The sequence below is a fragment of the Sphingorhabdus sp. genome (assembly GCF_023910635.1).
Taxonomy (GTDB): domain Bacteria; phylum Pseudomonadota; class Alphaproteobacteria; order Sphingomonadales; family Sphingomonadaceae; genus Sphingorhabdus_B.
In genome coordinates this window covers 46,657-65,586 of sequence record NZ_JAAVVZ010000010.1, presented here as the reverse complement: position 1 = coordinate 65,586, position 18,930 = coordinate 46,657, and the positions used below count along the sequence as shown (strand labels likewise).

17 protein-coding genes and 1 other RNA gene are annotated in these 18,930 nt (G+C 55.1%); 3 read left to right on the top strand and 15 right to left on the bottom strand.

From position 1 onward, the window contains the following. Positions 1-2: 2 nt before the first annotated feature. The 10 genes from HEQ34_RS07905 to rpsB all read right to left on the bottom strand — a co-directional run bounded on the left by HEQ34_RS07905 (position 3) and on the right by rpsB (position 10,594). On the bottom strand, positions 3-701 hold the full coding sequence (locus HEQ34_RS07905; protein WP_296199443.1) for an OmpH family outer membrane protein: 699 nt from the start codon (positions 699-701) through the stop codon (positions 3-5). Then, positions 701-3,376, bottom strand: a complete 2,676-nt coding sequence (gene bamA / locus HEQ34_RS07900; RefSeq protein WP_296199441.1) for an outer membrane protein assembly factor BamA — start codon at positions 3,374-3,376, stop codon at positions 701-703. Before bamA ends, HEQ34_RS07905 begins: the two co-directional genes overlap by 1 nt. A gap of 99 nt (positions 3,377-3,475) precedes the next feature. Continuing rightward, a complete protein-coding gene (gene rseP, locus HEQ34_RS07895; RefSeq protein WP_296199439.1) occupies positions 3,476-4,591 on the bottom strand; it encodes an RIP metalloprotease RseP in 1,116 nt (371 codons plus the stop codon). Next, positions 4,567-5,757: a 1-deoxy-D-xylulose-5-phosphate reductoisomerase gene (locus HEQ34_RS07890; RefSeq protein ID WP_296199437.1), complete on the bottom strand. Its 1,191-nt coding sequence runs from the start codon at positions 5,755-5,757 to the stop codon at positions 4,567-4,569. The genes rseP and HEQ34_RS07890 overlap by 25 nt, the downstream gene beginning before the upstream one ends. A gap of 4 nt (positions 5,758-5,761) precedes the next feature. Then, complete coding sequence (locus HEQ34_RS07885) at positions 5,762-6,499, bottom strand: phosphatidate cytidylyltransferase (protein ID WP_296199435.1); 738 nt, start codon at positions 6,497-6,499, stop codon at positions 5,762-5,764. Continuing rightward, the gene (gene uppS, locus HEQ34_RS07880) at positions 6,496-7,212 is read right to left on the bottom strand and encodes a polyprenyl diphosphate synthase (protein WP_296199433.1); all 717 of its coding nucleotides are present in this window, start codon (positions 7,210-7,212) and stop codon (positions 6,496-6,498) included. Before uppS ends, HEQ34_RS07885 begins: the two co-directional genes overlap by 4 nt. A 40-nt stretch (positions 7,213-7,252) precedes the next feature. After that, complete coding sequence (gene frr, locus HEQ34_RS07875) at positions 7,253-7,810, bottom strand: ribosome recycling factor (protein ID WP_296199431.1); 558 nt, start codon at positions 7,808-7,810, stop codon at positions 7,253-7,255. A gap of 3 nt (positions 7,811-7,813) precedes the next feature. After that, positions 7,814-8,539 carry a UMP kinase gene (gene pyrH / locus HEQ34_RS07870; protein WP_296199430.1) on the bottom strand — a complete coding sequence of 242 codons (726 nt, stop codon included), beginning with the start codon at positions 8,537-8,539 and terminating at the stop codon, positions 7,814-7,816. Positions 8,540-8,641: 102 nt separating this feature from the next. Then, positions 8,642-9,568, bottom strand: a complete 927-nt coding sequence (gene tsf / locus HEQ34_RS07865; RefSeq protein WP_296199428.1) for a translation elongation factor Ts — start codon at positions 9,566-9,568, stop codon at positions 8,642-8,644. Positions 9,569-9,721: 153 nt separating this feature from the next. Further along, positions 9,722-10,594, bottom strand: a complete 873-nt coding sequence (gene rpsB, locus HEQ34_RS07860; RefSeq protein ID WP_296199427.1) for a 30S ribosomal protein S2 — start codon at positions 10,592-10,594, stop codon at positions 9,722-9,724. 741 nt (positions 10,595-11,335) lie between these two features. Between rpsB and HEQ34_RS07855 the strand changes: the two genes are divergently transcribed. Continuing rightward, a complete protein-coding gene (locus HEQ34_RS07855) occupies positions 11,336-11,575 on the top strand; it encodes a hypothetical protein (protein WP_296199425.1) in 240 nt (79 codons plus the stop codon). 195 nt (positions 11,576-11,770) lie between these two features. On the opposite strand, the gene HEQ34_RS07850 is transcribed toward HEQ34_RS07855, so the two are convergent. From HEQ34_RS07850 to ffs, 5 genes are all read right to left on the bottom strand, one after another. Next, positions 11,771-12,043 carry an HU family DNA-binding protein gene (locus tag HEQ34_RS07850; RefSeq protein ID WP_295443736.1) on the bottom strand — a complete coding sequence of 91 codons (273 nt, stop codon included), beginning with the start codon at positions 12,041-12,043 and terminating at the stop codon, positions 11,771-11,773. Positions 12,044-12,233: 190 nt separating this feature from the next. Next, positions 12,234-14,633, bottom strand: coding sequence for an endopeptidase La (lon, locus tag HEQ34_RS07845; RefSeq protein ID WP_296199422.1), 2,400 nt, complete (start codon positions 14,631-14,633; stop codon positions 12,234-12,236). Positions 14,634-14,799: 166 nt separating this feature from the next. Continuing rightward, positions 14,800-15,135, bottom strand: coding sequence for a YbaB/EbfC family nucleoid-associated protein (locus HEQ34_RS07840; protein WP_296199420.1), 336 nt, complete (start codon positions 15,133-15,135; stop codon positions 14,800-14,802). After that, positions 15,132-16,880 carry a DNA polymerase III subunit gamma/tau gene (locus tag HEQ34_RS07835; protein ID WP_296199513.1) on the bottom strand — a complete coding sequence of 583 codons (1,749 nt, stop codon included), beginning with the start codon at positions 16,878-16,880 and terminating at the stop codon, positions 15,132-15,134. The genes HEQ34_RS07840 and HEQ34_RS07835 overlap by 4 nt, the downstream gene beginning before the upstream one ends. A gap of 61 nt (positions 16,881-16,941) precedes the next feature. Further along, positions 16,942-17,036, bottom strand: an RNA gene (gene ffs, locus HEQ34_RS07830) — signal recognition particle sRNA small type. 217 nt (positions 17,037-17,253) lie between these two features. Between ffs and HEQ34_RS07825 the strand changes: the two genes are divergently transcribed. Together HEQ34_RS07825 and ruvX are read left to right on the top strand one after the other, a co-directional pair. Then, positions 17,254-18,363, top strand: a complete 1,110-nt coding sequence (locus HEQ34_RS07825) for a DUF3089 domain-containing protein (protein ID WP_296199417.1) — start codon at positions 17,254-17,256, stop codon at positions 18,361-18,363. After that, positions 18,360-18,821, top strand: coding sequence for a Holliday junction resolvase RuvX (ruvX, locus tag HEQ34_RS07820; RefSeq protein WP_296199512.1), 462 nt, complete (start codon positions 18,360-18,362; stop codon positions 18,819-18,821). The genes HEQ34_RS07825 and ruvX overlap by 4 nt, the downstream gene beginning before the upstream one ends. Positions 18,822-18,930: the final 109 nt, after the last annotated feature.

The window sequence follows — 18,930 nt, the reverse complement described above, 5'->3', positions numbered from 1 at the left end:
GTTTACCGGCTTTCAGGCTGCGCTGCTGGGCTTGCGGGCGCAGCGGTCTGGGCCTGCGCGGCAGCGGCTTGTGCTTGCTGCGATGCTGCGTTGATCAGTTGCTGAATCTGCTGATATAATGCGCCAATCTGACGCGACGGACGCCAGCCGGCGGGCGGCGTGATCGGCACGGATGGTACCACCTTGTCGAGCTCAGCCGTGATCGCGGCAGTTACGTCAACCGCTTCTGGTGCCCACACAAACGCATCGGGCGCAAGGATGACATTGATTTTCTTGGCGGTAATGACCGCTTGCTGTGCAGCGTCATATTTCAACGCAATCTGTTCGACGGCATAAAGCTGCGCAAGGAATACCGGCTCTTGAAGCGTGTTTATTTCCTTCTGCTTTGCGTCGAGTTGCGTCAACAACGGATTCTTTGCCTTAATTGCGACGTCCAGCTCGGCTTGCGTTAGTTCCTTGTCCTTATTGGTATCAAGCTGCGCATTCAGATTGTTGATCTCTACGCGCTTGGCCTGCAATTGCTGTGCCACGGCGGCGTATTGCGTGCCGATTTGCTGATAGGCAGTACCAAGCGCCTTTGAACGGGTGATTGCAACTGCCGTGTCAGCGGTGGCGATGCCTGCAACTTGGGCAGACGCTGGTACCGAAATGGCTGCAGCCGACAAAAAAGCAGCGGCGAGAATGTTTTTACGAATTTTCATTAGAATTGCGTTCCTACGTTGAATGTAAATAATTTGGTATCGTCACCCTCCTGCTTGAGCAGGGCGCGGGCAATATCGATCCTGAACGGACCAAAGGGTGAATTCCAGTTAACGCCAAAGCCAACCGACAAGCGCGGTTTCCAACTGTCGCCCAAAAAGCGTTCTTCGAAACGCAGCGCGGCAACCCGGGTCGAGCCATTCGCATTGATAGCGGTGGTGGATGTTTGAAGTTTGCCATCGGTATCGACGAAATAATATAATGGAGCGCCCTGCGTGCCGTTCGCCAACACTTCGCGCTGCGGCACCGTCTGCAAAATAGGGCGCGTCACATCAAACACAGAACCCACATCAACAAACAAGGATGGACGTAAACCCAACTCTCTTGCGCCGCTGCCGAGCGGAATTTGCAATTCGGCACGGCCAAGATAATAGAAACGACCGCCGACAGCATCATCCTGTATCTGGTTACGATCCGTCAGTGGCGCATTAACAGCCACCCCGTTTACAACCTGACCTTCGAAGAACACACGCTGCACCCTTGGGCCGACGCCGCGAATGTCGAAGCCGCGCATTTGCGGCTCACCCAGATAAAAACGATCAGTCAGACGGACATCGTCAATACCTTGCGAGGTCAAACCGCGGTCTTCCAACGGGTGGATATACCCACCTTCCAACGATAATCCGAAAACGAAATTACCGAATGGCTTCCAAAATTTGTCGGCGTTAATCCGCGTTTTAACATATTTGACGTCACCACCAAGCCCAGCAAAGTCTTGGCTTATACCGAAGCTCTGGCCGCGTGTCGGGCGGATGCGGTTGTCGCGATCATCATAAAGCAACGTGTAGCCAATGGAGGACGTCAAACGCTTACCGATTGCATCGCACAGAAACCGTCCGGCAACGATTGGGTCGCACGACCGAGGAAGCGGGCCCGTGCCATCCGGGTCAGAGAAGAAGGTGTTTTCATCAAGTGAAATATCGTCCTGGCTCAACCCGTAGCGCGCCTGAAAATAAATAAACTCATTGACCGGCACACCAACGCGTACCTGCAGACCTGTTGTGGCTTGCTTATAGGTTGTGTTGCGTTGGTTGTTGAAGAAGTTGAAACTGTTCAAATCCCGACGGAAAATATCGCCCGATATTGCGATGGAACGATCAAACAAATAAGGCTCGGTAAAGCCAATTTCCGCTGATTTGGAATATGACGAATAAGAGATATTCGTCCGCAATTCTTGCCCCAAGCCGCGGAAGTTCCGTTGCCTGATCGACCCTTGGAAAATGAAGTTTTCAATCGAGGAAAATCCTGCGGACAAGGACAATTCGCCCGTCGCTTTTTCTTCGACATTTGTGGTGAGGATGATGCGGTCGGGCGCACTGCCCTGCGCCTGTTCGACTTCAAGGTCTTCCTGAAAATATCCCAGCGATTTGATGCGCTCTGCGGTCCGCTTGACTTGAATACTATTAAACGCATCCCCTTCATTCAGGCGGAATTCGCGGCGAACAACCTTATCCTGCGTCAGTGTGTTGCCGTTAATGTCGATCCGTTCGACAAACACGCGCGGGGATTCCGCCACGTTGAACGTAATGCCCATGGTCAGCGTTTCTTTGTCTCGCTGAAAATCAGGGTTTACGTCGGCAAAAGCATAGCCAAACAAACCTGCGGTTTCCGACAGGCTTTCGACAGTGTCTTCGACCATTTTGGCGTCATACCAGTCGCCTTTTTTCATGCGCAGAGTTGTCGTCAGACGCTCTGAATCAAAATCACGAATTTGGCTTTCAACCTTGACGTCACCAAATTTGTACCTGTCACCTTCTTCCACCACATAAGTGATGATGAAGTCCTGCTTATCAGGCGTCAGTTCGGCGACTGCGGAAACAACGCGGAAATCGGCATAGCCTTGTGTCAAATAGAATTGACGCAGCTTTTGTTGGTCAAATGCCAGACGATCGGGATCATAGCTGGTGCCAGAGCTGAAAAAGCGATAGAAACGGGCTTGCTTCGTGACCATTTCGCCGCGCAACTGGCCATCGGAGAACTTGTCGTTGCCGATGATGTTGATCTGCTGAACCTTGGACTTGGGCCCTTCGATAATCTCGAAAACAATGTCTACGCGGTTTTGGTCAAGTTGAACCAATTTAGGCTCAACGACCGCCGCAAAGCGCCCCTGACGCTTGTAAAGTTCAATGATGCGCGCAACATCGGCGCGCACTTTGGATCGCGAATAAATCTGGCGCGGCGCAAGTTTGATTTCGGGTTCAATTTTGTCATTCTTGATGCGCTTGTTGCCTTCAAGAATGATGCGGTTCACCACCGGGTTTTCGCGTACCTCAATTACCACCGCGCCGGCGTTATTGCGGACCGCGACATCTGCGAACAATTCGGTCGCATATAGGTCCTTCAACGCTTGGTCAGCCGCGACCTGCGTCCATGGCTGTCCTGTGCGTAGCCGGATATATGATCGCACGGTGTCGGATTCGAGTCTTTGCGTGCCCACGACGGTGATGGATTGAATGGTCTCGACAGGGGCGGCTACCTCAGGCTGCGCAGCGGGCGTCGCCGACACAGTCTGCGCCAAAGCAGGGGTCATCGTGCCCGTCACGGCGAGCGCCGTCGAACCCATCAAATATATGCCAAAGCTTTTGAAGTTGCCGCGAGATATATTTTTCATTGTCATCCGATCTGATGTCCGCCCCTACCGGGTGTGGCGTATTGCCGCTAAAATAGTTTTGCGTCCCTGCCCGATGCAGCGCGCGCAATCAAGTATGCAATGCCCTCAACCGCTTCCGAACAGCCCGAAAGACGCAAGGTCGTTGAATGTTACCATGATCATAAATGCTGCCAGCATCGCAAATCCTGCACGAAAAGCCCACTCCTGCACTATTGGCGTGGCTGGGCGCCGACGCACTGCTTCCACGGCGTAGAGCAACAAATGCCCTCCATCGAGCATGGGGATTGGCAGGAGATTGATGAACCCCAAGTTAATCGAAATAAGCGCAGCAAGGCTGATGAAGGTTAAAATGCCAAGACTCATGGCTTCGCCTGAAACTTTTGCGATTTTCAACGGCCCGCCCAGTTCGGAAATGGGACGCCGGCCAGAGATAATCTGACCAAGGCCAATCACCTGCTGCCGCAAGATATTTCCGGTTTGAACAACCGCTGCCCAAGGTGCCTCAAGCAGGCCCACTTCGCGGACTTCCATCTTGCTGGCACCCACGCCGAGCCGACCAATGCGGTATTCATTGCCGAAACGATCCACTTCGATAGCCGCAGCGACCTTGGCTTGCTTGACAATGCTCGCCCCGTCGCGTTCGATTTCGATCACCACCTGTTCGTTGGGGATCATGACAATTTCCTTCGCCATCTCATCGAACGTCTCAATGGTCCGGCCATTCAAAGTAAGGATGCGGTCACCTTCCATCAGGCCCGCCACCGCAGCCGCGCTATTGGGCTGCACAACGTCAATTACAGGTGGCGTAACTGATTTGCCAAACGCCAAGAGGAAACCCATCGCGATCAGGATGGCCAAGATGAAATTCACCGCTGGCCCGGCAAAAACAATCAACGCACGTTGCCACAAGGTTTTGGATTGGAACGTCTGGTTGCGCTCCTCTGCGGGTAGCTGTTTCCAGCTTTCGTCCGCTTGGCTGGCGGGATTCATGTCGCCTGCGAATTGGACAAAGCCGCCCAAAGGCAGCAGGCCAATGCGCCACAAGGTGCCACGTTTGTCGACCCTGCCCCAGATCTGCGGACCAAAGCCGATCGAGAATTTCTCAGCCTTCACGCCGAACCAACGACCCACGGCATAATGCCCCAGTTCGTGCACGACAACCAGACTGCCGATCAGCGTTAGAAACGCAAGAGCCGTCACGATGATATTTGGCGATTCCATTGGCATTCAGTTACCTTTTGAATGAGCGCCTGCGCATAAACACGCGCGGCTGCATCTATGCTGAACAAGTCATCGATGCAGGTTGGCAGGTTATTCGGTGCGTAACCGCAAAGCGCATCTTCCACCAAAGCTGCGATATCGAGAAAACCGATTTGGCCATTCAAGAACGCCGCCACGGCGACTTCGTTGGCCGCGTTCATGATTGCCGGCTTTGCCCCGCCTTCGGATATGGCCGCGCGGGCAAGCCGCAACGCCGGGAAACGTGCGATGTCCGGCTGTTCAAACGTCAACTGCCCAATATTCGCTAAATCCAGCGGCTTGCAGCTTGTGGCAATCCGCTCCGGCCACGCCAGCGCGCTCGCTATTGGAATACGCATATCTGGCGATCCTAGCTGCGCTAAAGTGGAACAATCGACATATTCGACCATCGAATGGATGACCGATTGTGGATGCACAAGTATATCGATTTTATCCAAGCCCACCGGAAACAAATGATAGGCCTCAATCAGTTCAAGGCCTTTGTTCATCATGGTCGCGGAATCGATGCTGATCTTCGCGCCCATGTCCCAATTCGGATGCGCCACGGCCTGCGCCGGGGTTACGCCCCGCATCTCCTCAAGCGAGAAAGACCGAAACGGTCCGCCGCTCGCCGTCAGGGTTATCTTGCGCACTTGGTCAATTTTGCCACCCGATAGGCACTGGAATATCGCATTATGCTCACTGTCGACTGGCAATAATGCTGCGCCCGACCGGCGCACCGCAGCCATCATCAATGCGCCTGCGGAGACCAATGCCTCCTTATTGGCCAAAGCGACGGTCTTGCCAGCCTCGATTGCGGCCATCGTGGAGGGCAACCCGGCACAACCGACGATTGAGGCCATGGTCCAATCGACATCGCGTCTGGCGGCCTCCACAAGCGCTTCTGCGCCTGCTGCGGCTTCTATACCGGTCCCGGCCAATGCGTCCTTCAGGTCGGCATAGGCCGTTTCATCGGCAACGACCGCCAATTCGGCATCAAATTCCCGCGCCAGTTGCGCGATGGCGGCAGCATTGCCGTTCGCCGTTAGCGCGACCACGCGATAGTCGCTTCGATGCTGGCGAATGAGGTCCAGTGTCGACAGCCCGACCGAACCTGTTGCGCCAAAGATGGAAACGCTGCGTTTCATGGGATCAGCTACCGGCCACACTTTGGAATAAAGTCACGACACCGGCGGCAAAAGCAACAGCAATCAGGCCATCCGTCCGGTCAAATAACCCGCCATGGCCGGGTATCAATCGCCCGGAGTCTTTCACCCCTGCCCGCCGCTTCATCCAGCTTTCGAAGAAATCCCCCATTTGCGCGACCACCGCAAGCGCGGCCCCCGTCAGCATGAGGCGAAACCAGCCATATGCAAGATAGACATCGCCATCGCCAGCATTTCCGCCCCTGAAGGCGTAGATGCCTGCTTGAATAAAAACCATCATAAGGCCCGCACCCATCATGCCGCCAAAAAGGCCAGACCATGTTTTGGACGGACTAATCCGTGGCGCGATTTTGGGTCCGCCAATGCTTCGTCCCGCAAAATAGGCACCGACATCCGTGCCAATGACACCTGCGATCAATAGGATTGCGGGCGTCATGCCAAAAAAAGGCGCGCTGAACAGCATCAAAGTGAAACATGCAAGGCCGACATAGGTCAGGCCGCCCAACAGCCACAAAATCCGTGCCATCGGACTTCGCGTGAAGCCGAACACCAATTTGGTAAATTCGAAAAACACCCCGAGGCCAACGGCAATAACGAGGGCCATAAAGGCATAGCCGCCTAGCCAGATCGCAACTATCGCAACCGACATCATGGCGACGCTCGACAAGGTCCGTATGCCCAGGTCCGATCGGGGTTTCAGCAGCGGCGCGACCTTATCGTTCATCGACCACCATAGCGCCGTTCACGCCGCGCAAATTCGTTTAGGGCAGCAGCGAGCTCGTCCTTGTTGAAATCCGGCCATAAGGTTTCGGTAAACCAGAATTCGGCATAAGCCGCCTGCCACAGCATGAAATTGGACAGCCTTTGCTCCCCTGACGTGCGGATGAGCAGATCCAGCGGTGGCAAGTCTGCGGTGTCGAGATTGGCCTCAATGCTCGCCGCATTAATTTCGCCCATCGCAGCGGCAGCGCGGGCCGCGCGGACAATCTCATCTTGTGCGCCATAATTCAGTGCGACCGCCAACGTCGTGCGGCTGTTCTGCGACGTCCGCGCGATAGATTCTTCAAGCATTTCCACAATATCTGGCGCTAATGCTTTATAATTTCCAATAATTTTAAGACGCACATTGTTAGAGGCGAATTCATCAAGGTCAGATTTGATAAAATCACGCATGAGGCCCATCAGATCGCTGATCTCATCCTCAGGCCGTTTCCAATTCTCGCTGGAGAAGGCGTAGAGGCTTAACGTTTCCAGCCCGAGCTCACCTGCCGCACGGACAATATTCCGGACAGTCTCTACACCCCGCTTATGCCCCATCGCCTTTGGTAACATGCGCTTTTTCGCCCAGCGGCCATTGCCATCCATTATGATCGCGACATGGCGCGGCATTTTGCCCGTTCCGGCGGCAATGCGCTCTTGCGCTTCAGCGACGGCCATCACTTACCTAAACCCGATGAAGTTAAAGGGCTGGCCAAAATCACTGGCTCAGGATTTCCTTTTCCTTGTGCGCTGCGGCCTCATCGACCGCCTTGATCATTTCATCGGTCATTTTCTGGACTTCAGTTTCCAACCTTTTGCGGTCGTCTTCACTGATTTCCTTCTTGTTCTCATCGGTTTTCAGCCCGTCATTGGCATCGCGACGCACGTTGCGAATCGCAATTTTTGCTTTTTCCGCATATTGACCCGCCAGCTTCGCAAGTTCCTTGCGCCGTTCTTCGGTAAGGTCGGGAATAGGCAGACGCAGTGTCTGGCCATCGGTAATCGGGTTCAGGCCCAAGCCTGCCGAACGAATGGCCTTTTCCACTGGCGTCACATTGGACCGGTCCCATACCTGCACCGACAGCAGACGCGGCTCTGGCGCGCTGACGGTCGCAACTTGGCTCAACGGCATGTGTGATCCGTACACTTCAACCACCACCGGATCGAGCAAGGTCACATTGGCGCGGCCCGTACGCAAGCCCGAAAGATCGCTTTTGAATGAATCGACCGCGCCCTTCATACGGCGCTCTACATCGGTTTTGTCATATTGCGGCATGGATCAGTTTCCTTCGCTTGTTACCACAGTTGAAGTGCCGCTTCCGTCGAGCACTTTCAATATATTGCCCTGTTCGCGGATGGAAAAGACCACGATTGGAATATTGTTGTCCCGGCACAAAGATACCGCGCTGGCATCCATAACCTTCAGATTATCTGCCAAGACCCGATCATAACTTAATGTTTCGTAACGTTTTGCTGTTGCCACCTTCTTCGGATCGGCATCGTATACGCCATCGACCGAGGTGCCTTTGAACAGCGCGTCGCATTTCATTTCGGCGGCACGTAACGCAGCGCCGCTATCGGTTGTAAAAAATGGTGCGCCAACGCCGGCCGCGAAAATGACGATGCGCCCCTTCTCCAGATGCCGTTCCGCACGGCGGCGAATGACCGGCTCGCATACCTTGTCCATTTCAATCGCCGACTGCACGCGCGTGGGAACGCCAAGCTGTTCCAACGCATTTTGCATGGCCAAAGCGTTCATGACCGTTGCCAGCATGCCCATATAGTCGGCTTGCGCGCGGTCCATGCCTTTGGCAGCACCGGCCATACCCCGGAAGATATTGCCGCCGCCGATAACGAGGCACAGTTGCAAGCCCGTATCCTGCGCCGCCTTCACTTCTTCAGCCACGCGTGCAACGGTATCTGGGTCAATGCCATAGGCCTGATCCCCCATCAGCACTTCGCCTGAAAGTTTCAGCAATATGCGGCGATAGCCGTGCGCGCTCATATAGTCCCTCGTCCCGATACAATAATGGCGCCCAGCTATAGGAGCCGCGCGCCACATCGCCAAGGCTTTATCCCCGCCAGACGACGGGGAAGCCAAGAATATTTATGCGCCGACCGCAGCGGCCACTTCAGCCGCAAAGTCGGACACTTCCTTTTCGATGCCTTCACCAAGCTGGAAGCGGGCATAGTCCTTCAACAGTATGGGTTTGCCGGCTTCTTTAGCAGCGGCGGCAACAACGTCGGAAATGGGTGTCTTGCCGTCCATGACAAATGGCTGGCTCAACAACGCATTTTCCTTGGCAAACTTCTTTACAGCGCCTTCAACCATCTTTTCGACGATATCGGCAGGCTTGCCGCTTTCGGATGCCTTTTCACGGGCAATGCCACGCTCACGCTCAAGCGTTTCGGCGTCAAGACCGGTTTCGTCCAGCGACAGCGGGAATGCAGCGGCGATATGCATCGCCAATTGCTTACCAAGGCCATCCAGCGTCGTCGCGTCAGCTTCGCTCTCAAGCGCCACCAGAACGCCGATTCCGCCCATGCCAGGCGCCGCAGCGTTGTGGACATAAGAAACAACACGGCCATTGCTGACCGAAAGCGACTTAACGCGACGGATAACCTGGTTTTCACCGATGGTTGCGATGTTGTTGGTCAAACGTTCCTGAACGGTTTCGCCGTCGCCATAAGGCGCAGCCAAAACGGCCTCTGCTTCGTTGGCTGCCAGGCCAAGGGCAACTTGGCTAACGGCGGCAACGAATTCCTGGAACTGTTCGTTCTTTGCAACGAAGTCGGTCTGGCTGTTAACTTCGATTGCCGTACCCTTGGTGCCGTCTACAGCAACGCCGACAAGACCTTCGGCTGCGGTGCGGCTGGATTTCTTGGCAGCGGTTGCAAGGCCCTTGGCGCGCAGCAAGTCAACGGCGGCTTCGATATCACCCTTGGTTTCTTCAAGCGCCTTTTTGGCGTCCATCATGCCAGCACCGGAAAGCTCACGCAGTTCCTTGACGGCTGAAGCAGTAATTGCAGACATAAATTTGTCCTTTCGAATGTGGTTTGCGAGAGGCCAATCGACCTCATTAAAGTTCGTCATCCCTACAAAAGCGGGGATCCAACACCTGCGTTTACGATATATGCAAACGTCAGGGGTTGGGCCCCCGCATACGCGGGGGTGACGACAAATTGATTACGCTTCTGCGGCAGGCGCTTCGGCTGGAGCAACTTCAGCAACAGGCGCAGCTTCTTCGGCAACGGGCGCGGCTTCTTCTGCTACAGGCGCGGCTTCTTCGGCTACTGGCGCGGCTTCTTCAACCAACGCTGGTTCAGCCGCTGGCTCAACTTCCGCACCAAGGTCAATGCCCTTGGCAACCTTAGCGTTTACATTGCCCTTGGTTGCCGCAGTGGCAACGGCGTCGCAATACAAACGAATGGCGCGTGCGGCGTCATCATTTGCAGGGACGGGGAATGCAATGCCGTCAGGCGATACGTTTGAATCGAGGATCGCGATCACTGGAATACCCAAAACATTGGCTTCCTTGATGGCGAGCTCTTCCTTGTTGGCGTCAATGACGAACATGACGTCAGGAATGCCACCCATGTCGCGGATGCCGCCAAGGCTCATTTCAAGCTTGTCGCGCTCGCGGGTCATTTGAAGGATTTCCTTCTTAGTGAAACCGTGCGTGTCGCCCGAAAGCTGCTCTTCAAGCGTCTTAAGCTTCTTGATCGAGTTCGAAATGGTCTTCCAGTTGGTGAGCATGCCGCCCAACCAACGATGGTTGACGAAATGCTGACCCGATGCGCGGGCTGCATCGGCGATTGGGCCTTGTGCCTGACGCTTCGTGCCAACGAACAAAACCTTGCCGCCAGACGAAACGCTTTGAGCGACAAAATCTAACGCACGTGCGAACAATGGCACAGACTGCGATAAATCGAGAATGTGGATGCCGTTGCGCGCGCCGAAGATATACGGCTTCATACGCGGGTTCCAACGGTGTGTTTGGTGGCCGAAATGGGCCCCAGCTTCAAGCAAATGCTGCATGGTAACGACAGGTGCCGCCATGGTACTTCTCCTTCCGGTTGAGCCTCTGGGAAACTAGAACGTCACTATTGCCTGAAAGGCATAGATCAGCACCGGTATGTGCGTTTCCCATGTGGAATGAGCGGGCCGTTATAGTTGCGGCAGGGATTCGTCAAGCACCAATGCTTTTCTCGCGATGCAAAACCCACGGCAGATGCATTAACAGGCGGTTCAGGACCATCTGCATAAAGCGATGGGATGGACGGGAAAGCCACATGAAGATGCAATTAACCGTCATCGCTGCATTTCTGCTGGGGGTAATGCCCAAAGGGGGATGGCGGCGAAATTGTCGTATGCGCAGCGCAACCCGAACATGACCGCTACCCTATTCCCAAACCACTACGCGAAGAGGAGGAAAAAGACGCGGCGGGCGGAAGCTGGACCTCTGCGGTCGAAAGCCTCGACAATTATGCCCGCGCAATATTGCCCAAAAGCTGTTCCGTGAACGGCAGCAATGGTTTCACCGGATGCCTACAACAGGCGCTGCAAACCTGGCACACGGAACGCCGTGGAGCCGCCATCAAACCTTAAACTTCGACTATTGGCACCTTTTGCCTTTTCCAAAGTTATCCACACTTCATCCCCCATTTTATCCAGCGTTGTTCCACTTCACTCATGCCGCTTGACAAACAAGAACAAATAGTGAACAAGAGCGGAAATACGGTGTGAAACCGAATCAACACTGCGCCCGATTTGGGGCGGGGATCACAAAGGATTATTGCCATGACTATCATCGCTTCGCTTCTCTTCCTCACTGCGCTGGGTGCATCCATTGGCGTAATCATGTTGACAATTCGCAACGCCATGCCGCGCATCCAAGAAGTTATTGATATGGAATTTGCGCCAGCGATGCAGCGGGAACGCCGGATCATTTTGGGCGATATGCGGCGCTTGGCGCCTGCTACAATCATTGCCTTTCCGGCTACGCCCCGCCCGCAAAACGGAGGCCGTTTGGCGGCTTAACAACAGTTGGGGGAGCAAATTCCCACTTAGGGTCAGGACCTATTAAATCCGCATAGCTATCAAAATGGACCTAGGTGTTGCGCGGTCCGGCGTTATGGCGCTTCAATAATAAGGAATGTGTCGCCGTCGCGCGGTGATACAAAAAAGGGCGGGTGCTTTCGCCCCGCCCTTTTTACCAATTTCTTGGCGTGTGCCTTAGTTGACAGCGTCCTTGAGCGCCTTGCCAGCTTTGAACTTTGGCTGAGTCGATGCCTTGATGGTCATTGGCTCACCGGTGCGTGGGTTACGTCCGGTCGATGCCTTGCGCTTTGCAACGCCAAAAGTGCCGAAACCAACGAGACGCACTTCGCCGCCGCTTTTCAGTGCGCCAGTGATCGCTTCGAATGTTGCTTCAACAGCTTTGCCAGCATCGGCCTTGGTCAAACCGCTAGCGTCGGCAACTGCACTGACGAGATCTTGCTTGTTCATTTGGGAACCCCCCTTTTAAAAATTATGTGACACTCACTTATTGCTAAATTGAGTCGCGGCTTGGGCCGGTTCGCGGATAATGAGCAGATTGTTGACACTGTCAAAGGAAATATCGGCCTAAAACCGTCATTTTTTGTGAAAAACTGCGCGTCCTGCCTATTAAATACGATTAAAGGCAGAACGCACGGGCTTAATGCGTCACCGCAGCCCCATTTTCCCCACCGATTCCCGCTGGCAAAGCCGCAGCCAGATCATCGGCCTCGGTCCACTCAACAGGTACCAATGGCGCCACAAGCGCACGCGCCAGAACTTGGTCAACATGGCTTACAGGAATGATTTCCAGACCATTTTTTATATTTGCCGGGATATCTGCGAGGTCCTTTTCATTCTCTTGCGGGATCAGAACTGTTTTGATCCCCCCGCGCAATGCCGCCAGCAATTTTTCCTTTAAGCCGCCGATAGGGAGTACCCGGCCGCGCAAGGTTACTTCGCCGGTCATCGCCACATCGCGGTGCACCGCAATACCCGTTAGCGTCGACACGATGCAGGTGACCATGCCGATACCGGCGGAGGGGCCATCCTTTGGTACTGCGCCTTCGGGAAGGTGAATGTGCACATCCTTGCGCGCAAAAAGGCTTGGCTTGATGCCATAGCTCGGCGCACGCGCCTTCACATAGCTCAAGGCAGCCTGAATGGATTCGCTCATGACCTCGCCAAGCTTACCCGTGGTTTTGATCTGCCCCTTACCGGGCACCGTAACCGCTTCGATCGTTAGCAATTCGCCGCCAACTTCTGTCCAGGCGAGGCCCGTAACGGCGCCGATCTGGTTTTCTTCCTCGCCCATGTCATGGCGATATTTGCGGACACCTGAAAAGTCCGCCAGATTTTCCGGCGTGATGACAATGCTTTTGTCTTTGCCTTCCAAGATGCGGCGCAGCGCCTTACGCGCAAGCTTTGCAATTTCGCGCTCCAGAGTCCGCACGCCTGCTTCACGTGTGTAGTAACGAATGACGTCACGCATGGCGTCGTCGCTGATGGAAAACTCATCATGCTTCAAGCCATGGGCTTCGATTTGCTTTTCGATCAAATGCCGCTTGGCGATCTCAAGCTTTTCGTCTTCGGTATAGCCTTCGAGACGGATGATTTCCATCCGGTCCAACAAGGCGCGCGGTAAGTTTAAGCTGTTTGCAGTCGTCACAAACATGACGTCCGACAAATCAAGATCAACTTCCAGATAATGGTCGTTGAACTTGTTGTTCTGTTCCGGGTCAAGCACTTCCAGCAAGGCCGACGCGGGGTCGCCGCGGAAATCCTGTCCAAGCTTGTCGATTTCGTCGAGCAGGAATAACGGGTTCATTGTCCCCGCCTTTTTCAGGTTTGCCGCGACCTTGCCGGGCATTGAACCGATATAGGTCCGACGATGACCGCGAATTTCCGCTTCATCGCGCACGCCGCCCAAGGATTGGCGGATGAATTCACGGCCCGTCGCCTTGGCAATCGATTTACCAAGCGAGGTCTTGCCAACGCCGGGAGGGCCGACGAGGCACAATATTGGCCCCTTCAGCTTGTTCGTGCGGGCTTGCACCGCAAGATATTCAATGATCCGGTCCTTCACCTTTTCCAGCGCGAAATGGTCGGCATCGAGCACGTCCTGCGCCTTAGCGATATCCCGCTTCAGCTTTGACTTCTTGCCCCATGGAATGCCGAGTAACGTATCAAGATAATTACGGATCACGGTCGCCTCTGCTGACATGGGCGCCATGCCGCGCAGCTTTTTCAATTCCGCATTGGCTTTCGCCTTTGCTTCCTTGGACAGCTTCATCGTGTCGATCTTGGATTGAAGCTCGGCAGTCTCGTCGCCGCCTTCGCCATCTTCGTTGCCAAGCTCGCGCTGAATGGCCTTCATCTGCTCATTCAAATAATATTCGCGCTGGGTCTTCTCCATCTGGCGCTTCACGCGGCCACGAATTTTCTTCTCCACCTGCAAAACGCCAAGCTCGCCCTCCATGAAGGCAAAGGCCATCTCCAAGCGGCGCAACGGGTTGGCCTCGACCAACAAGGACTGCTTATCCGACACTTTCAATTGTATGTTCGCCGCCACCGCATCTGCAAGCGCAGATGGTGTTTTAATCTCAGTCAGTTGCACCGCCGTTTCGGCAGGCATTTTCTTATTCAGCTTCGAATAACTCTCAAATTGCTCGGTAACCGACCGCATTAACGCAGTGGCCTGAGGCCCTTCGGCGTTCTTTTCGGTGATCAGGCTAATATTGGCTTCGACATAATCGTTACCGCGCTCCAGCACGTCGCGCAATTCAGCGCGCTGCTTGCCCTCGACCAGCACGCGCACGGTGCCATCGGGCAGTTTCAACAACTGCATGATCGTCGCAGTTACGCCGATATTATACAGATCATCCTTGTCAGGATCATCCTCGGCAGGGTCAAGCTGGGCCACCAGAAAAATTTCTTTGTTGGCGGCCATCGCCTTTTCAAGTGCAACCACCGATTTGTCGCGTCCGACAAACAACGGCACAATCATGCCGGGAAAAACAACGATATCGCGCAACGGCAATAATGGAAGGTTCAGATCCATAGATACTCCAATTGGCGATCACCCAAAATGGTGCCTCGCCGGTTCTCCCCCAATATGAGCGCTTTGCACGCGCTTTCAATGCATGTGCTTCGGTGGTGCGCATTTAATTGGGGAAAAGCCGTATTGGGATACGGCACCAAAGCCGTTCTGTTTATCAGTTCACGGCTTAAAACGGTAATTTGAACCCGGGCGGCAGTGGCAGGCCGCTGGACATTTTGCTCATTTCGGCGTTGCTGGCGGCATCCGCTTTTTCGCGGGCATCGTTGAGGGCTGCTGTGATCAGGTCTTCCAACATGCCCTTGTCCGCGGGCACGATCAGGCTGTCATCCAGCGCCACGTTCAAAATGCGGCCTTTTGCGGTCGCGCGGACCTTAACAAGACCGCCGCCGGAGACGCCCTCAACTTGAATGATGTCAAGCGTCGCCTGCGCTTGCTCCATCTGCTGTTGGATGTTTTGGGCGGCCTCTTGCGCGGCCTTGATCATCTCTTCCATGCTTTTCATGCGCTCTTGCTCCATTTCATGCCATTTTCGTCGCTGTCGAGCAGCTCCGCCTCTGGAAACGCGGCGAAAGCGGCTTTGACCAAAGGTGACTCCAATATAATATGTTTATCCGCTTCGGCTGCTGCTTGCTCTTGCTCCAGCAAGCTTGGCGGCGCTTCGCCGGCGCGCTCTTGTAGTTCCCAGCGGGTCCCGGTGACCTTGGCCAAGGCATCGCGCAATTCGGCCATAAAGGTCGGCGCAACGGGCCCGGCCAACTGGTACGCCAGCAAAGGCGGCGCATAATCCACGAGGCGGACCACATCGCGCATGGTCATCTCAAGGCTGACAAAACCATCCCGCGATAATCTTTCCAGCAGTGCATGGAAATCCGCTGGCATCAATGTCTGCACATTTGCCGTTGGCGGCACATCGCGCGCGGTGGACGCGGAAGCCGACGGTGTAGCCGTGAACGCCCCTTCGCCAATCATCTTGGCCAGCTCCCCGGGATCAGGCAGCGTCGCTGCATGAACCACACGCAGCAGTGCCATATCCGCCGCATCAAGGGGAACAGAAGCGCGGGCGACCTCTTCTTGGCCCTTCAGCAACAACTGCCATAAGCGGTGCAAAACGGGGAAGGATAAACGGTCGGCATGATCTTCGACCACGGCCGCAGCCTCGGCATCCAAAGCTTTATCACGCGGCGCGCCAACCTTTGCGAGCGTGAGCCGATGGACCTCGGACAAAAGCCCGGCAAACATCGCCAGCGGTTCAACGCCCAAAACATACTGGTTCTTCGCCTCCGCCAGCATCGCCTGCGCGTCGCCTATCAGGATAAGCCCGAACAGACGGCGAATTGCGCCACGGTCGGAAAGCCCCAACATGTCGCGAACCTGCGCGGCGGTTACCTTTCCGTCGCCCTCCATATCGGCATGGGCAATGGCTTGATCGAGGATCGAGAGGCCATCGCGCACCGAGCCTTCTGCCGCTTGCGCGATGAGGGTCAGTGCCTCCGCCTCGGCCGCAACGGCTTCCTTGGCCGAGATTTCCGCAAAGTGCGCCGAAAGTTTCTCGGTCGAAATCCGCTTCAAATCAAAACGCTGGCACCGCGACAATACGGTGATCGGAACCTTGTTCACCTCAGTCGTGGCAAACAGGAACTTCACATGGCCCGGCGGCTCTTCAAGCGTCTTCAACAAGGCATTGAACGCGTTTTTCGACAGCATGTGCACTTCGTCGATGATGTAAATTTTATAGCGCGCGGATACGGCGGAATAACGCACCGCCTCAATAATCTCACGCACATCGTCAACGCCGGTGTGGCTTGCGGCATCCATTTCGATGACGTCAATATGCCGCCCTTCGGCAATCGCTACGCAAGGCTCGCACACACCGCACGGGTCGATAGTTGGGCCACCCTGCCCGTCGGTTCCAATGCAGTTCAGCGCCTTAGCAATCAGCCGCGCGGTAGAGGTTTTCCCCACCCCGCGCACGCCAGTCATCAAAAATGCATGCGCCAGCCGGTCCCGCTTAATGGCGTTGCCAAGCGTCTGCACCATGGCATCCTGCCCGATCAGCTCTGCAAAAGTCTGTGGCCGGTATTTGCGTGCCAAAACGCGGTAGGCAGCGCCGCCGGTCGGGACCGGCGCGGTGGACGGTTTAACCGCTGGTGACTGGCCGGCTAGTGGCAAATCCAGCCCCAGTCCCAATGCGTCATCGGGCATATCGGGGTCGCGTGATGCGAAATCTGGGCTGTCGGAGTCGGGCATTATCATCATATTAGAAGCATCACCGACCTTTGTCGAAGTCTTCTCCACCGAAACACGGGGAAAAGTAGGAGCCGAATGACCCGCAGCGAATTCGTTGTGGCTGCTTCCGTCAGGATCTGACCAGGTTGGCGAGTGCCACGTCCATCCGACTCCCACGCCGCATATGGCCGCGACCTTATCGAATTGCAAGACCGGCTGTGGGTTTTGGCAAGTGCCGCAATTAACTGGGCCAGAAAGGCGCTTTTACATGGAAGTTTGCCAAAGACTTTATGCGCAAAATGGCGGAGTTAACTAATCTTTCAGCCTCCATTCAATTTTCCGATGCTATTTCTATCCAATCGGGTAAATCGCAACAAAATCTCAGGACATAAAATTGGCACGTAAATTTCTTTATATCGTCGCAGCGCTTATCGTTCTCGTCATTGCGGGTGGCTTTGTCATTCGTATCTATGAAAGCGAGCTGACGGAGCTTGCCTTTGTCCCGACGGGCAAGTTTGAACAGCAACCGGCCTTTGAACCCAGCAAATATGCAGGCAACGACATGTGGTTTGCGCGTCCCGGCAAAACGGGCAATCCTGCGGACTGGTTACCGACCGGCGCGGCGAAGCCCGAAATACCCGGTTCTGCCGCGATATTTTTTGTGCATCCCACATCCTATATCGGCAGGGATTATTGGAACGCGCCCTTAAATGACGCAGAATCACAGGACCGTGCGCGCATGTTCCTGCGCGGCCTTGCTTCGCCGCTCGCCAGTGCAGGCGAGATGTGGGCACCGCGTTACCGTCAGGCAGCGATTGGCGCATTTCTGACCACCAAGCCGGAGGGCCAGCAAGCGCTGGATGCCGCTTATCAAGATGTGCTCTTGGCCTTTGATGAATTTGCAGCGAAGGTCCAAAAAGACCGCCCGATCATATTGGCCGGGCATAGCCAAGGCGCGCTGCACCTTACAAATTTGCTTAAGGACCGCGTGGCGGGCAAGCCAATCGCGAAACGCATTGTCGCCGTATACGCCGTTGGATGGCCGATATCGATAACCGCTGATATGCCACAAATGGGCTTTCCTGCTTGCGCTGGTCCCGATGACACCGGCTGCATCATGGCGTGGCAAAGCTTTGCCGAGCCTGCCGAATATGACCGGATCGTCAAAGTCTATAACGCCACAACCGGATTTGACGGCACGCCGCGCAAGGACACGCCGATGCTATGTACCAACCCGTTAAATGGCGGTGCGGAGCCTACTGCGTTGATGGAGGCGAATTTGGGCACATTAAAGCCCAATGATAAGTTAGAAACCGGCGAAATGATTGTTGGTGCCGTGCCGGCACGATGCGATGGCAAGGGGTTTCTGCTGATTGGCGATCCGCCAGAGATTGGACCCTATGTCCTGCCCGGCAACAATTACCATGTATATGATTTCCCTTTATTCTGGGCCAATGTGCGGGCGGATGCGACATGGCGCTTGCAGAAATATCTGCAGAAATGATTTTTGAATCGGTTGCCAGCTTCCGCGATCAACTGCCAGACGGCGGCGTTTTAATCGGGCTTGATGTCGGCAGCAAAACCATTGGCACGGCATTTTGTGATGCCGGCTGGACCTTCGCCTCGCCCGCTGACCTCATCAAACGCGCCAAGTTTACGCAGGATAAATTCGAATTAAAGGCCGCTATCGCGACGCGGCCAACGCGCGGCATTGTGATCGGCTTGCCGTTGAATATGGATGGCAGCGAAAGCCCGCGAAGCCAGTCCAGCCGCGCCTTTGCGAAAAATATCGCAGATCTGGGCCTTCCAATTTTGCTGCGTGACGAACGTTGGTCGACCCAAGCCGTTGAACGCGACATGATCGCCGCCGACATGAGCCGCGCCAAACGCGCAGAAAAAATCGACAGCGGCGCAGCAGCGTTCATCCTGCAAGGCGCGATTGATGCGCTGACGCGTGGGTGATGCGTATACGAAACGACGCCCTACTCCCGTCACCCTCGAAACAATCCCGTCACCCTAGAAGCAATGCCGTCACCCTGAACTTGTTTCAGGGTCCATTTATCCATTCTAG